This is a genomic window from Acetobacter lambici (genome assembly GCF_011516885.1).
Taxonomy (GTDB): domain Bacteria; phylum Pseudomonadota; class Alphaproteobacteria; order Acetobacterales; family Acetobacteraceae; genus Acetobacter; species Acetobacter lambici.
Genome location: NZ_WOTD01000027.1, coordinates 1 through 14,580 on the forward strand (window position 1 = coordinate 1; position 14,580 = coordinate 14,580).

11 protein-coding genes, 1 other RNA gene and 1 pseudogene are annotated in these 14,580 nt (G+C 60.1%); 8 read left to right on the plus strand and 5 right to left on the minus strand.

From position 1 onward, the window contains the following. Positions 1–99: pseudogene (locus GOB86_RS11030) on the plus strand (IS5/IS1182 family transposase); the annotation flags it as partial. A gap of 695 nt (positions 100–794) precedes the next feature. On the opposite strand, the gene GOB86_RS11035 reads toward GOB86_RS11030, so the two are convergent. Beyond that, on the minus strand, positions 795–1,571 hold the full coding sequence (locus tag GOB86_RS11035) for a DsbA family protein (protein WP_165992384.1): 777 nt from the start codon (positions 1,569–1,571) through the stop codon (positions 795–797). 192 nt (positions 1,572–1,763) lie between these two features. Here GOB86_RS11035 and GOB86_RS11040 point away from each other — a divergent pair, with 192 nt between their 5' ends. Then, the gene (locus GOB86_RS11040) at positions 1,764–3,200 is read left to right on the plus strand and encodes a gamma-glutamyltransferase (protein WP_165992385.1); all 1,437 of its coding nucleotides are present in this window, start codon (positions 1,764–1,766) and stop codon (positions 3,198–3,200) included. Between the two features lie 263 nt (positions 3,201–3,463). Further along, on the plus strand, positions 3,464–4,495 hold the full coding sequence (recA, locus tag GOB86_RS11045; protein WP_165992386.1) for a recombinase RecA: 1,032 nt from the start codon (positions 3,464–3,466) through the stop codon (positions 4,493–4,495). On the opposite strand, the gene GOB86_RS11050 is transcribed toward recA, so the two are convergent. Further along, the gene (locus tag GOB86_RS11050) at positions 4,496–5,011 is read right to left on the minus strand and encodes a GNAT family N-acetyltransferase (protein WP_165992387.1); all 516 of its coding nucleotides are present in this window, start codon (positions 5,009–5,011) and stop codon (positions 4,496–4,498) included. A 64-nt stretch (positions 5,012–5,075) separates the two neighbouring features. Here GOB86_RS11050 and GOB86_RS11055 point away from each other — a divergent pair, with 64 nt between their 5' ends. From GOB86_RS11055 to mdoH, 3 genes are all read left to right on the plus strand, one after another. Beyond that, on the plus strand, positions 5,076–5,450 hold the full coding sequence (locus GOB86_RS11055) for a winged helix-turn-helix domain-containing protein (RefSeq protein WP_165992388.1): 375 nt from the start codon (positions 5,076–5,078) through the stop codon (positions 5,448–5,450). Positions 5,451–5,512: 62 nt separating this feature from the next. Next, a complete protein-coding gene (locus tag GOB86_RS11060; RefSeq protein ID WP_165992389.1) occupies positions 5,513–7,057 on the plus strand; it encodes a glucan biosynthesis protein in 1,545 nt (514 codons plus the stop codon). Between the two features lie 2 nt (positions 7,058–7,059). Beyond that, positions 7,060–9,210, plus strand: coding sequence for a glucans biosynthesis glucosyltransferase MdoH (gene mdoH, locus GOB86_RS11065; RefSeq protein ID WP_165992390.1), 2,151 nt, complete (start codon positions 7,060–7,062; stop codon positions 9,208–9,210). A 51-nt stretch (positions 9,211–9,261) separates the two neighbouring features. On the opposite strand, the gene GOB86_RS11070 is transcribed toward mdoH, so the two are convergent. The 3 genes from GOB86_RS11070 to GOB86_RS11080 are packed head-to-tail and all read right to left on the minus strand — an operon-like array spanning position 9,262 to position 12,181. Then, entirely contained in the window at positions 9,262–10,368 is a 1,107-nt protein-coding gene (locus GOB86_RS11070) for an N-acetylglucosamine-6-phosphate deacetylase (protein WP_165992391.1), read from the minus strand. Next, positions 10,361–11,707 (minus strand): glucose/galactose MFS transporter, encoded by a 1,347-nt coding sequence (gene gluP / locus GOB86_RS11075; RefSeq protein WP_165992392.1) that lies wholly within the window; start codon positions 11,705–11,707, stop codon positions 10,361–10,363. The genes GOB86_RS11070 and gluP overlap by 8 nt, the downstream gene beginning before the upstream one ends. 48 nt (positions 11,708–11,755) lie before the next feature. Further along, positions 11,756–12,181 carry a hypothetical protein gene (locus GOB86_RS11080; protein WP_165992393.1) on the minus strand — a complete coding sequence of 142 codons (426 nt, stop codon included), beginning with the start codon at positions 12,179–12,181 and terminating at the stop codon, positions 11,756–11,758. 143 nt (positions 12,182–12,324) lie between these two features. Between GOB86_RS11080 and ffs the strand changes: the two genes are divergently transcribed. Together ffs and GOB86_RS11090 are read left to right on the plus strand one after the other, a co-directional pair. Continuing rightward, positions 12,325–12,422, plus strand: an RNA gene (ffs, locus tag GOB86_RS11085) — signal recognition particle sRNA small type. Positions 12,423–12,508: 86 nt separating this feature from the next. Further along, positions 12,509–14,563, plus strand: coding sequence for a DNA polymerase III subunit gamma/tau (locus GOB86_RS11090; RefSeq protein ID WP_165992394.1), 2,055 nt, complete (start codon positions 12,509–12,511; stop codon positions 14,561–14,563). Positions 14,564–14,580 lie beyond the last annotated feature (17 nt).

Consider the following 14,580-nt stretch of genomic DNA (forward strand, 5'->3'; position numbering starts at 1 on the left):
CTCAAGCAGTTTCGCGCTATCGCAACCCGTTACGACAAGCTGAAATCCACCTTCCTCGCAGCCGTGCAGTTCGCTTCAATCATTATCCTGCTTAACTGACGACACGCCGTAGGGCTGGTGCAGACTATTATAATGACCAGGATAAAAGGGCCATGAAGGCGTGGAAAAGAGAAGAATGGAAAAGTTCACTTTTGTTGTAACGGATTTTTCACGTCCTGTTTCATAATCGTATCGAAAGATAAGCCCAGAACACAAGTGGGGAGACATAAAATAAATGTATTTTGAAAATACAGTGAACAGAGCAAACGCTGTTACGGTAAGCTGATTCAGGGGCTGTAGGGATGCGTAGCTAGGGCAGAATGGATAACCCATGACCTGCACAGTATCTTATACAACTGGTTTATCTGCCTGAACCATGTGGGCATCTGTGGCTGTATTGTCTCGCCACCCGAACAGCAGACACGGAGTGCCTGATGTCTCCAAGATGTGATGCGTTATACATTATGGTGTGACGGTTTTTGGCACCCCTGCGCAAATTAAAGAGCATTTTCGCATTATGCTTCGGACGGACAGAGGGCGGTCTGGAACACAAAACAGCATGCCTGTGGCATGGTCAGGGTCGTTCTGTTCCAACTGATCTGAGTGTGAGCGGGATCAGGGATTTTCAAAGACTGTAGTGTCCGCTGGCCGATAGTCCCGGCGGGGGCTGGCGGTGTGATCGGTCTGACCACTCCGGGGTTTAAAGCCGGAGTGGTGCAGGGGGTGACCGCGCCCCTGAAGACTGGGTGTGGGTCCTAGTGTTGCGGTTTAAGTTTTTCGACCGCAGCTTTGAGGTCGTCCAGAGAGACCGCGCCGGGAATGATCTGCTGTTCGCCAATAATAAAGGTCGGGGTGCCGTCCAGATCAATCGAGCGGGCAAGGGCCACATTCTGGGCCAGAGCCGTGGCAACGGCAGGGCTTTTCATGTCTTTGACCAGTCGGTCCGCATCCAGCCCGGCCTGTGTGGCCGCGTGGCGAATCCGCTCCACTCCGGGGGCGGAGGTGTCTGCCATAAGGGCCTGCTGGAACGGCTTGTAGCCATTTTGCAATCCGGCCGCCACAATGGCCTGAGAATCCAGCACACTGTTTGGCCCCAGCACGGGAATAACTTTTTCCACCAGTCTCAGGTCAGGTTCAGCCGCAACCAGCGCGTCCAGGTCAGGCAGAACCTTGCGGCAGTAGGGGCAGCGCGGGTCATAAAATTCGACCACGCTCAGGGTGCCGTGGGGGTTGCCCAGAACAATGTCGGTTGTGCTGTTGCCAAACTGCGCCTTGTTGTGGCGCACAACGTCCAGCGCGGATGTAGCTTTTTGCTCCGATGCCTTGCTCTGCATGGCGGTAACCGCATCGGTCAGGATTGTGGGGTCGGTTTTGAGCGCGTTGCGAACGATCGAGACAATTTCGGCCCGCTGGGCGGGGGTAAAGCTGCCATCGGTTGCAGCCTGCGCTGTGGTTTGACCACCAAACGCAAACAGGGTTGCCAGAGCGCCTGAGGCTGTCAGACGATAGAGTGATGAGATCAGTTTCTGCATGGTGTCCTTATCCGTAAAACAGGACGCTACGGTGCGCGCACCCCTTGGGGCAAGGGAATACAATAGTGTTCTGTGGAAATGATGCCACGCAAGTCTGTTGCTGACAGCCGGAAAGCAGGGTAATCCAGCTATGAGATTATACTAGAAAAACGTCTGCCCGCCGGACGGGCCCAGAAGTGGAGAGAGCTAGGCGTGGCTGCCCGATTCAAGAAACACCGTTCTGTTCCGTCCCGTACCGGTTTGTCCGGCCGTGCCCGCGCGGCAGCGCTTGCCCTTGCCCTGACCAGCACACTGGCCGCCTGTGGGGGGCCAGACCAGCATGTGAGCCAGCCCGTAGTCAGCGGGTTTGTGGGGGAAGTGGCCGCGGATGAGCCACGCGCGGCCCTGATCGCGCGCGACATTCTGGCCAAAGGTGGTAATGCGGCCGATGCGGCTGCGGCACTGGGGCTGGCACTTTCGGTCTCCCTGCCATCACGCGCCTCCCTTGGTGGGGGCGGGGCCTGCCTTGCGTGGCGTCCGGGCGAATCTGCCGGACAGGCTTTTGTCTTTGTGCCCCAAGGCGCCAGTCAGCCCGATGCAAAGGCCGACCGGCCCGCATCCGTGCCCCTGCTCGCACGTGGGCTTTTTCTGATGCAGATGCGCTATGGCAGCGTGGATTTTGCAGACCTTATTGTGCCCGCACGGGACCTTGCATCGCACGGGGTGCCTGTTGGGGGGCTTCTTGCAGCGGATATGGCGGCGGTCCAGTCCTCGCTTCTGGCGGATGATAAAGTGCGCGCGGTCTTTGGTAACGACAGCGGGCATGTTCTTGCGGCGGACGACATACTGGTACAGACCCGTCTGGCCGGTGCGCTCGAACGCATGCGTATTGCTGGGGTGGGTGACCTGTACACAGGTGCGCTGGCCCAGACGTTTATTGAAGGTGTTCAGGCGGCTGGTGGTGGCCTGTCCTCCGCCGACCTGCGTGGGGATGTGCCCGTGGCGGAACCGCCCCTTACTGTGCATGCCCGTGGGCTGGATATCAGCTTTCTACCTCCCCCGGCTGATGGTGGGCTTGGCATGGCTGCGGCGTATCTGGCTGGTGGTCGTGGTGGAGAGCGTGTTGTGGCGGCATGGCGCGCGCGCCAGACCGGCAAGGGCAGCAGCGTGAGTGTGGCCGATGCACAGGCGCTGCTTAGTTCTGGCAGCCTGTCCTCTGGCGGTGCGTTGCCTGCATTGCCTGCGTCCACATCGTTTGTGGTGACCGACCGGCAGGGGCAGACCGTGGCGTGTGCGCTGAGCATGAACAACCTGTTCGGCACGGGGCGTATTGCGGGTTCAACCGGCATTGTGCTGGGGGCATCGCCCGCGCAAAGGCCGCAGCCATTGCTGGCTGCCGGTATTGTGCGCCAGGGTGGGGAGTTCCGTGCGGCAGCAGCGGCAGCGGGGCAGAATGTGGCGGCGGATACCGCAGCTATTGCGCTTCAGGCGGCCGTTGCGGGTGTACGCCCGCAGGTGACCAACGGCAATGGTCGCGCCAATTTTGTTTCCTGCCCGGGTGGGCTTTCCTCGGGAACAGGGCGGTGCTTTGGCTGGACAGACCCCAGAGGGTCCGGTCTGGCAGTGGGTAGTGCTCCGGTCGCCCATTAACTTTGCTGTTATCAATCATCATGGGGTGGTTTACCGGAATCCGGCACCACCCTTGATATGTTTTTGTTTTGTTCTATAATGGAACAAAACAGGTCCAAATTCTTAACGGGGTTTGCGCCAGAGCCGGGCTTTTGTGGCCGTGCGTTGCGGAGCAAATATGTTTGTGGCAGGGGTTTTAAACCTGAACCAACAGGTTTCAGGCTTGGAGCCATACGGGGTTCTGGTCGGGTTGTTCGGCTCATAGGCTGAGGGAATGGTAGAGAATGGATAAGGCAAAGGCGCTGGAAGGCGCTCTTGGGCAGATTGAGCGGGCTTTTGGCAAAGGGTCCGTCATGCGGCTGGGCCAGCGGCCCAAGGAACAGTCGGATGTCATCTCCACCGGCTCGCTTGGGCTGGATATTGCTCTGGGCATTGGTGGCCTGCCACGCGGCCGTGTGGTGGAAATTTACGGGCCGGAAAGCTCGGGTAAAACCACTCTGGCCCTGCATGCCATTGCGGAAGCCCAGAAACGTGGCGGCACATGCGCGTTTATTGACGCGGAGCACGCGCTGGACCCCGGTTACGCCAAAAAGCTGGGTGTGGATATTGATAACCTGCTGATCAGCCAGCCCGACGCAGGCGAACAGGCGCTTGAAATTGCCGACACTCTGGTCCGTTCCGGTGCGATTGACGTGCTGGTGGTGGATAGTGTGGCAGCTCTTGTGCCCCGTGCCGAACTTGAAGGCGATATGGGCGACAGCCACGTGGGCCTGCATGCTCGACTGATGAGCCAGGCGCTGCGTAAGCTGACCGGTACGGTTGCGCGGTCGAACACACTGATGATCTTTTTGAACCAGATCCGGCTCAAGATTGGTGTGATGTTCGGCAACCCCGAAACCACAACAGGTGGGAACGCGCTCAAGTTCTATTCGTCCGTGCGTCTGGACATCCGCCGGATCGGCGCGATCAAGGACAAGGACGAGGTTACGGGTAACCAGACGCGCGTCAAGGTCGTCAAGAACAAGATGGCCCCCCCCTTCCGTCAGGTTGAGTTTGACATCATGTACGGCGAGGGCATCAGCAAGGTGGGCGAGCTGATCGACCTTGGGGTCAAAGCCGCCGTGGTGGAAAAATCCGGTGCGTGGTTCTCCTACGACAGTCAGCGCATTGGTCAGGGGCGTGAGAACGCCAAGCAGTTCCTGCGTGACCACCCCGAAATGGCGGCGGATATCGAACGCAAGGTGCGTGAACACGCAGGCGTTGTGGCTGAAGCCATGATGGTCGCCCCCGAGCATGACGCCGAGGGCGAGGATTAACTACCCAACAGGGCGGGAGAGCAGGCAGGCCTGCGGGTCGTATGAGGCCAGAATGGCCTGCTCTTCCGCACTGATCGCCTCTGGCGTAAACCCTTGCCGCGCCCAGAATTGCAGGGCATGGCGGGTGGAGGTCAGGGTGAGTATGCCCAGCCCGGCCATGCGGGCCGCCTGTTCAGCACGGTCAATGGCCATTTGGGCGTAGCCCCGGCCGCGTCCTTGCGGGGCGACCACCAGATCATGAATATACCAGCGCTCAGCCGGTGCGGGCAAAGACCCCAGCAAGGTATTGAGCGGGGGGGAGAGTAGCCCCCGCCACGGATGGCTGATCAGATAGCCACCAAACTGGCCATCCAGCAGCAGGCTCAGGCAGCCATCTGGTGCAAGGCGCAGACGTTCGGCAAAAATATCTGTATCTTCGGGGTAGTCAGGGTGCACACTGGCGGCCAGTGCTGTAACGTGACCAAGATCATCTGGCGCCATCAAACGCCAGGTGGTATCTGCGCGCGAAGTGTTCATACCAAGGTTCCGCTGTTTATGCGTGGTGTTGCACGGAGCCACTTATGACTGAAAAGCAGAGATCATGACAGGGCGACTGAGACTGACATTGCGGGTTGATGCCGATGGACGTGCCGCGTTGGGGCACGGCAAGGTCCGCCTGCTGGAGCAGTTGGCCGAGACAGGCTCCATTTCCGCCGCCGGGCGCGCCATGGGCATGTCCTACAGGCGCACATGGCTTTTGGTGGACAATCTGAACCACCTTTTTGTGGAGCCACTGGTCATGACTAGACCCGGGGGTGGGGGTGGCGCATTCCTGACCGAAACAGGCAAAACCGTTCTGGCCCTTTACCGCCAGATCGAGAATGATGCGGCACAGGCGACCCGCTTGGGCATCAGCCAGATGGAAGCCCTGCTCGCGCCGGAGGCGGAATGCCTCCAAAAAACCTTATCTGAGTGACAAATTGCATGGCGCAGGTACAATTGCGTCAGATCATTAGTAGGCAATAGCGGGAGATTAAAGTGTCATCAAACGTACAGCGACGAGGGGTCATTCGGGCCGGGGCGGGCGTGACTTTGGCGTCGCTCGTTGGCGGAGTCGCCCGCAAGGCGCGTGCGGAGGGGCTGAGTGGCGCCACCGGTAAGTTTGATGACAGTACCGTAATCCAGATTGCCCGCAGGCTGGCAAATGCGGAATACCACCCGCCGGGGCAGACCTTGCCCAAGGCGCTGGATAACCTGACGTTTGACCAGTATCGCGGCATTGCCTACCGGCCAGACCGCGCCTTGTGGGCGGGGGATAATCTGGCGTTCGATGTGGAATTTTTCCCCCGTGGTTTTCTCTACCGCCCCCGCATAGAAATTTACGAGGTCAGGGACGGGCAGGCAGGGGTTGTGCCCTACTCCCCCGACCTGTTCACCTACTCCGACCCGGCCTTGCGGGTTACGGACGATCTGGGTTTTGCCGGGGTGCGGCTGCGGACCGCCATTAACACACCGGGCGTTATGGAAGAGTTCTGCGTATTTTTGGGGGCGTCCTACTTCCGCGCCGTGGCCAAGGGGCAGGATTACGGGCTTTCCGCCCGTGGGTTCGCCAATGGTACGGGGGACCCAAAGGGGGAGGAGTTTGCCCTTTTCCGCGCATTCTGGCTGGAAAAACCGCAGCCGGGTGTCCAGTCCGTTGTCGTGCATGCCCTGCTGGACAGCCCGACAGTAACCGGGGCCTTCCGCTTTACCATCCGTCCGGGCGACAGCACTGTGTTTGACGTGCAGACAACCCTGTTCCCACGCGCCAAGATCGAGCAGTCAGGCATAGCCCCCCTGACCGGCATGTTCTATTTTGACGTGAACGATCATAACCATGTGGATGACTGGCGCCCCGCCGCGCATGACAGCGAAGCCCTGCAAATGTGGACCGGTGCGGACCAGCAGCTCTACCGCCCATTGCGTAACCCGCTGGACCTCCAGTTTTCAACCTTCTCGGATGTCTCCCCCCGTGGGTTCGGGCTGATGCAGCGCAGGCGCACATTCCATGATTACGAGGATCTGGCCCTGCATTACGAAAGGCGGCCCTCCCTATGGATCGAACCGATCGGGGACTGGGGGGCAGGCTGGGTTGATCTGGTGGAAATTCCCACCCCCAATGAAGTGAACGATAACATCGTCTCCTTCTGGCGGCCCAAGGAGCCTTTGCGCGCGGGGCAGGAGTACCACTTTACCTACCGCATGTACTGGGGGTGGGACGCGCCCTTCCCCACGCCTCTGGCCCGGATTGGCGCGACCCGCGTCGGCTCGGTTGTGGACAATAACGATGCCCGCTTTTTTGCCATCGACTTTATGGGCACGCCCTTTGAGCACCTGCCAAAGGATACCCATTTCCATGTCACGCCCAAAACATCGGCGGGCAAAATCCAGAATGTGGTGGTCGAGCCCAATCCGGCGATCAATGGCATCCGCACGACCTTTGAATTCATTCCCGGTGACGCCAAGGTGGCGGACCTGAGTGCGGCACTGGAAACCGATGCCGGTCCCATTTCCGAACAGTGGCTGTACCGGTGGACCCCCTGATTATGCCGGACCAGAATACGGGCGCGCTCCCGCAGCCTTTTGAGGCCCTGCCACCAGAAGGGCGGCTGGACATGCCTGTCCAGAGCCTGCGAAAATCCGCCAATATGGAAGGGCGCGGGCGCATACCCGCCACATCACCTTCCAGCATTGCGTTGCGCCGCTTTTCGGTTATCGGGTCCGCCCTTGCACTGACCGCTTACGGTGCATGGCGCACACATATGGTTATGGACGAGGCCGGTGTATCCGCCCTGGGCGTGATCATGCTTGTGCTGTTTATTGCGCTGTTCATGTGGATAGCACTTGCGTTCACCTCTTCGGTGGCGGGGTTCTGCTCACTGGTCGCGCATGGTGGTCTGGGCCTTGGCATCCGCCGCACAGGCCCCCTGCCCCAGCTTACGCGCAGAACCGCCCTGCTGCTGCCGACCTATAACGAACCCCCACACCGCGTTATGGCCGGATTGCGGGCCATTTACAGTAGTCTGGAAGAAACCGGACAACTGGACCATTTTGACCTGTTCATCCTCTCCGACACTACAAACCCGGATGTGTGGGTTAAGGAGGAAGCCGCCTTTCTGGCCCTGCGTGAGCAGGTAGGCGGGCATGAGCGTATTTTTTACCGCCGCAGGCACAATAATGTGGAGCGCAAGGCGGGCAATGTGGGGGAATGGGTGCGCCGTTTTGGCGGAGCCTACGACCACATGGTCACGCTGGATGCGGATTCCGTCATGTCCGGTCAAACGCTGGTGCGTATGGCCGGCGCCATGGAGCGTAACCCCGGTGTGGGGCTGATCCAGACCTTGCCCGTTATTGTGGGTGGCACCACCCTGTTTGCCCGGTTGCAGCAGTTTGCCGGGCGCGTTTATGGCCCCATTATTGCATACGGCATTGCATGGTGGCACGGCTCGGAGGGGAACTACTGGGGGCATAACGCCATTATCCGCACCCGTGCCTTTGCCAGTCAGGCCGGGTTGCCCCATGTGCCGGGCAAGCCGCCCTTTGGCGGGCATATTCTGAGCCATGATTTTGTGGAAGCCGCCTTAATGCGTCGCGGAGGCTGGGCCATTCACATGATCCCGGCACTGGACGGATCGTATGAGGAAAGCCCGCCATCGCTGACGGATGTTGCTATTCGTGACCGGCGCTGGTGCCAGGGTAACCTGCAACACGTCAAGGTGCTGCCCACCAAGGGATTGCACTGGGTCAGTCGCATGCACATGGTTGTGGGCATTGGCGCATATGTCACCTCCCCCCTGTGGCTGGTGTTCCTGCTGACCGGGATTTTGATCTCGCTTCAGGCGCACTTTCAGCGTCCTGAATATTTTGGAGACACCAAGCTCCTGTATCCGCATTGGCCGCATGTGGACCCGGTGCAAGCCAAATACGTGTTTATCGGCACAATGGTTGTGCTGCTCGCGCCCAAGCTGCTGGCTTATATTGCCCTGCTGCTGGACCCGGAAATGCGGCGCGGCAGTGGGGGGCCGGTGCGTGCGGCCCTGTCCGTGCTGGTGGAAACGTTTATTGGCGGTCTGATCGCCCCCATTGCCATGCTTATCCAGACATCGGGGGTTATCTCCATTCTGAGCGGGCATGATTCCGGCTGGAACACGCAACGGCGTGATGACGGGGGTATTCCGTTCATGGAGGTGGCGCGCCAGTACACGCGCTTTACCCTGTTCGGGCTGGTGCTGGGGGCTGGAGCGTGGGTTGTCTCTCCCTCCCTGTTTTTCTGGATGACGCCGGTTCTGCTCGGGCTGGTGTTTTCCATCCCTCTTGTGGCGTTTACCAGTAGCCGTGGTGTGGGGCTTGGTTTCCGGCGGGCTGGACTTTTGCTGGTGCCCGAAGAAACACACCCCCCGGACGTTCTGCAAAAGCTTGAGCAGGAAGAGGCAGAAGACCAGACCCCAACCCTACCAGATGACGCCCTGCGCGCCCTGCGGGCCGATCATGCGTTGTGTCAGGCGCATATTGCCATGCTGCCAGCCGAGCGTAAGGCGGGTGACCCCATTAACGCGGACCAGTTGGTGGGGCTGGTCAAGCTGGCGGAAGCTCCCAATCTGCCTGACGCGGAAAGCCGCCTGACGGTTAAGGAAAAAGCCGCTGTTCTGGGTAGCCGCAAAGGTGTGGACCTGATCCTACATCTGCCCGAGTCGTAAGGCCAGCGGGGCAGGTGGTTCCATCATGCGTTTGGTGGGACGGTGGGCTGGTCAGGCAATCCGCTGGCCCGCGACCCAGACTTCCTGCACATTCAGTTCTGCATCCATAACAACAAAATCGGCGCGTTTGCCTGCGTGCAGGGTGCCCCGGTCATGCAAGCCAAGGTACTGCGCCGGGTTGCGGGTAAGCAGAACCGCCGCCTGATGCAATGGAAGCCCCGCCTGCACGGCATTGCGTAAGGCGGTATCAAGGGTCAGCACGCTACCGGCCAGATTGCCACTTGGCAGGCGCACGGCACCTTGTTCCACCATAACGTCCTGCCCACCCAGCAGGCTTGGGCCATCGGGCAGGCCAGCAGCCCGCATGGCGTCTGTTACAAACAGTAGCCGTTCGGGCATAACGCGCTGGGCCAGCCGGAATGTGGCGGGGTGGACGTGGTGTGTATCAAAAATCAGTTCGGCGTAGGCATCGCTGCACATCAGGGCGGTGGCCGGTCCGGGTTTGCGGCTTTCTATGCCAGCCATGGCGTTGAACAGATGGGTCGCACCTGTTGTGCCCCCTGCGGCGCAGATGTGGCAGATGGCCTGCTCGGTCTGTTCATACCCGGCAAGGGTGTGCCCAAGGCTGACCCGCACGCCTGCGCCCGCAAAAAGCTGCATGGCCTCCTGAGCATGGGGGAGTTCGGGTGCAAGAGTAACAACCCGCACACAGTTAAAGGCCAGAAGCTCCGCCACGCGTTCAGCCGTTGGGGCAATGGCATAAGGGGGTTGCGCACCTAGCTTGTGGGGGCTGACAAATGGCCCCTCCAGATGGGCTCCATGCACATGCGGCCCGTTGGGTATGGTCGTGCCTGTTAAGTGCGCAATGGCGGCAAGAGCTTCCAGCACATCCGCCCACGGGCTGGTAATGGTGGTGGGCAGAATGGTGGTGGTGCCATGATGGGCATGGAAGCGGGCAAGCGTGTGAATGGCCTGCACGCCGTCCATTGTATCCGCCCCGTTGCCGCCATGCACATGGCAGTCAATAAAACCGGGCAGGATATAACGGTCAGGCATGGTTGTGCTGTCTGGTGTTATGGTCTGCACATGTTGGGTAAACGCAACACGCCCGGGCATAACGCGGTCGGGCAGGACAAGGTGCCCCTTGAGTTCAGTCATGGTTCAGATTTCTTTCACCATAAGAAGGAGTTTTGTTCAAATCCCTGTCCGTGAAGTGGTACGCGTAGAGGGAAACCAGCCCGTAGGACAAAAGTGCCAGACAGGCGAATGCCGCCTGAAAACCCATGAATGGTTTTAAAAGAACAAAAAATTGCGGTATTATTCCACCGCCACAATACGCCATGACCAGAAAGGCCGAAACCTGTGCCGTGTTCTGGCCAGATCCTTTGAGCGCAAGCGGGAACAGGGATGGAAAAATCATGGAGTTTGCAAAACCCAGTAATGTTACGCATGCCACGGATAAGTATCCATGCGTGACCCATGCTCCCAAGCAGAGCACCCCTCCGCACAGGCAGGATAAGGGAAGGTAACGCTCCTGCGTGATAAAACGGGGAGACAGAACAAGACCCGCACCATACCCGCAGAGCATGAAAAATAGGGTGAGAGACGTAAAAAACTTTGTCTGGTCAAGGGGTATTCCAAACCCCTGCGCGTAGGTTCCCACGGCATCGCCCGAGAGAACCTCTACCCCAACATAAAAAAACATCGCCCCGGCACCCAGTCTGGTTCTGCTGCTGAGTGATGTGAGAAGTGTTTTTATAAAACTTTTTTCTGGATATGTGTTTTTTCGAATGTCTGTGCGAATTTCTGGCAGGGAAGAGCGCATAACCCACAGCGCGGTCAGGGCCAGAAAAAAAGCCATGCCCATATAGGGCCAGTAAATGGCATTGAGAAAACTCTGCTGAACAGACCCCCTCTGGGCCGGGTTGGTCAATGTTGGCAGCGTTGCGGATATGTCGGCAATATGGCGCATGGCCAGCGTGGCCAGAGCAATGGGGGCAACAATGCCACCAACCTTGTTGCATATGCCCATAATGGCAATCCGCTGCGCGCTCCGGTTGTCCGGGCCAAGAAAGCTGACATAGGGGTTTATGGCCACCTGCAATACGGCAAGGCCAGCCCCAAGCACCACAAAGCCCCCCAACGCGCCGGGGTAGGACCCGGCATGCAGGCACTGGCCGGTTAGCGCCATACCCCCCGCCATGACCAGCAGGGCGTAAACCAGCCCGTTCTTAAAACCGGTGTGCGTTACACTCAGGCTCGCAGGAATGGAAAATACGAAATAGGAAAAATAGAAAACAAGCGGCACCAGAAAAGCCGCCAGATCGTTAAGGGTAAACGCTACCCGCACAAAGGAAATCAGCGGTCCGTTCAGCCAGGTCACAAACCCGATGATAAAGAACAGCACAGCGCTCAGCACCAGTGGCCGCCACCCGTAGGCTCCGGCGGGGCAAGGTATGCGCTCTGCGCCGGAGGTCTGGGTGGGGGGCTGTGGCATGTCCGGCTAAGGCCCGCTTGATGTCAGTTGGAAGTGGTGTGGGCGGGCCTAGTCGGCTGCCTGTGCGTCCTTGGAGGGCAGGCTGTCTATTTTTTCGCAGGACTGGCGTAATTCAGCGGAGGGGTTAGGTGCCTCGCACAGTTTTTCCACATCGGCGGCGCAGGCTTCGATCGAATTTTCAAAGTCGGATTCGAGCACGTCCTCGGCAACCGTCAGGTCCTGGTTGCGGGTATTTTCCTCATCCTTTTGCAAAAGATCCTGTGTCTTGTGCAGGTCCTTGAGCGATTCAATACAGGCAGGCCCCGCAGCGTCGGGCTTGAAGTGCAGAACGGCCAGTTCCTTTTGTAACTGCACGTTGTTGATGTTGTTGCGCGGAGCTGTTTCATCATCAGCCCGGACAGGGGAGCCTGCAAGCAGACCACCAGCCAGAAGAACAGATGCCATAGCGGCATGATACAAACGAAAACCGGACACGAGCACAATTCTCCTGAGTCTGCGACGGTGCGCATCAATTATCCTGTTTTCTAGCCTGTCTGTGTCCGGCAGGTAAAGAAACAACCCCGAAAAGGTGCCAGCAGGCTTGGCATGGGTCGGGGTTTGGTGCTAGGTGTGACCTCGGAAAGTCGGCGGTGGACGGACGCCTTGCTAAACCGGTCAGGTCCGGAAGGAAGCAGCCATGGTGAGTTTCGTCCGGGTCATTGTTCGGCTTTCCACCTTAATTTTCCGCCCTTGTGGATCAGACCATTTTGCACCGGTTGTGCCGGATGCGCAGGGCGTGACCATACATTCTTCGGGCAAGGCATGAGCGATACGACTGACGAGCAGTTCCCTCACGACGAGGGGCTTCCCAGTCCGGAACCGGAAGGCCCCGGTCTGTTTGGCGAGGCCGAACCGCCCGCTCCTGCTCCCACGCCCCAGCCCCCAGCTCCCGTTGCCGCAACGCTGCCCTACCGGGTACTCGCGCGCAAATATCGCCCCACCACATTTGATGACCTGATTGGTCAGGAGGCCATGGTCCGCACCCTGCGCAATGCGTTTGCGCTGGGGCGGGTAGCCCATGCCTTTATGCTCACAGGGGTGCGCGGGGTGGGTAAAACCACCACCGCGCGCATTATTGCCCGTGCCCTTAACTGCACCGGGCCCGATGGCAAGGGTGGCCCCACGGCCGACCCCTGTGGCGTATGCCCCAACTGTGTTGCCATTCTGAACGACCGCCACCCCGATGTGCTGGAAATGGACGCCGCCTCCCGCACGGGGGTGGATGATGTGCGCGAGATCATAGAGGCCACGCGTTTCCGCCCCATGCAGGGGCGGATGAAGGTCTTTATTATCGACGAAGTGCATATGCTCTCGCGCAATGCCTTTAACGCCCTGCTCAAAACGCTGGAGGAACCTCCCGCACAGGTCACGTTCATTTTTGCCACAACCGAACTGCGCAAGGTGCCGGTTACCGTGCTTTCACGCTGCCAGCGGTTTGACCTGCGGCGTGTGCCGCAGGCCGAGTTGGCCGGGCTGTTCGGGCGGATCGCGCAAAAGGAGCAGGTCCGGTTGTCTGACGATGCACTGGCCCTGATCGCCCGTGCGGCGGATGGCTCGGTGCGTGATGGCCTTTCCCTGCTTGATCAGGCCATTGCACAGGGCAGCGGCCTGACGGATGAAGGCGGGGTTATTGGCGCATCCATTGTGAGCGACATGCTGGGTCTGGCTGACCGCGAGGTGGTGTTCGACCTGCTCGAAGCCGTGTTGACGGGCAAGCCCGACACAGCCCTTGCCCTGCTCGATGCCGCTTATGCGCGCGGGGCGGACCCCGGCCTTGTGCTGGGTGACATGCTGGAGCTTGTGCATATCGTCTCACGCCTGCGCGCCGTGCCTGCCTTGGGGGACTCGGCGGATATGCCAGAGGCGGAGCGGGTACGCGGCACGCATATGGCCAGCACGTTTGCGGTGCCCGTGCTCATGCGGGCATGGCAGATGCTGGTCAAGGGCGTGCGGGAAGTGGAAAGCGCGCCAGACCGGCGCGCGGCAGCAGATATGGTGCTGATCCGCCTGTGTTACGTGGCCGACCTGCCATCGCCCGAAGATCTGGTCAAACGCCTGAGTGCCACGCCCGATGAGGGCTCGCGCGGTGCGGCCCCTGTTCCCCCATCCGGTCCGCAGGCAGGTGGTGCTTCCGCACAGGCTGGTGCACAGACCGGGGTGTCTGGCCCGGGCGTGACAGCAGGGGCTTTTGCCGCGCCACAGGCCGACCCACAGGCCAGCGCAGGGCATGAGCCACCACGCCTGCGTATGGTCAGTTCCGGTGGTGTGGCCGTGGCCCAGCCCGAGCCAGTTATGGCGCCCGTGGTGCAACCCGTGGCTCCGGTGGAACTCGCAGCGCCACCCATTCCACGCACATGGCGGGAGGCCGTGGCTCTGGTCAAGGACCAGCGCGAGGCCATTCTGCACGGGCAGTTGCGCCATGCAGCCCATCTGATCTCTTTTGCTCAGGGCCGGATCGTTCTGCGGTTGGAGCGCGGGGTGCCCGGTGATGTTGTGCCCCAGCTCCGTCGTGTGCTGGACCGCGCAACGGGTATGAACTGGCGGATAGAGACCGGGCCAGAGGAGGGCGAACCCACGCTGGATGCGCAGGGGGCGGAGGTCATCCAGTTCCGCCGGCGCGAGGCGGAGGCCCACCCGTTGGTCCGCGCGATTTTGAACGCGTTCCCCGATGCGCAATTGGGCGAGGTACGCGACCACGGGCTGGATGATTACGGTCTGCCGCCCGAGGAACCGCCCGAACTGCTGTTTGCTCCCCTTGACGCGCAACCGCTTGATGAGGACGACCGGCCCTTCGACCCCGGCGCCTCGCAGGACTGAAGTGAGCAGGCCGGGCT

Excerpts from the sequence above, each read along its gene's own strand:
- mdoH (WP_165992390.1), top strand. The coding sequence starts at position 7,060 with ATGCCGGACCAGAATACGGGCGCGCTCCCGCAGCCTTTTGAGGCCCTG.
- GOB86_RS11070 (WP_165992391.1), bottom strand. The coding sequence starts at position 10,368 with ATGACTGAACTCAAGGGGCACCTTGTCCTGCCCGACCGCGTTATGCCC.
- recA (WP_165992386.1), top strand. The coding sequence starts at position 3,464 with ATGGATAAGGCAAAGGCGCTGGAAGGCGCTCTTGGGCAGATTGAGCGG.
- gluP (WP_165992392.1), bottom strand. The coding sequence starts at position 11,707 with ATGCCACAGCCCCCCACCCAGACCTCCGGCGCAGAGCGCATACCTTGC.
- GOB86_RS11050 (WP_165992387.1), bottom strand. The coding sequence starts at position 5,011 with ATGAACACTTCGCGCGCAGATACCACCTGGCGTTTGATGGCGCCAGAT.
- GOB86_RS11055 (WP_165992388.1), top strand. The coding sequence starts at position 5,076 with ATGACAGGGCGACTGAGACTGACATTGCGGGTTGATGCCGATGGACGT.
- GOB86_RS11035 (WP_165992384.1), bottom strand. The coding sequence starts at position 1,571 with ATGCAGAAACTGATCTCATCACTCTATCGTCTGACAGCCTCAGGCGCT.
- GOB86_RS11090 (WP_165992394.1), top strand. The coding sequence starts at position 12,509 with ATGAGCGATACGACTGACGAGCAGTTCCCTCACGACGAGGGGCTTCCC.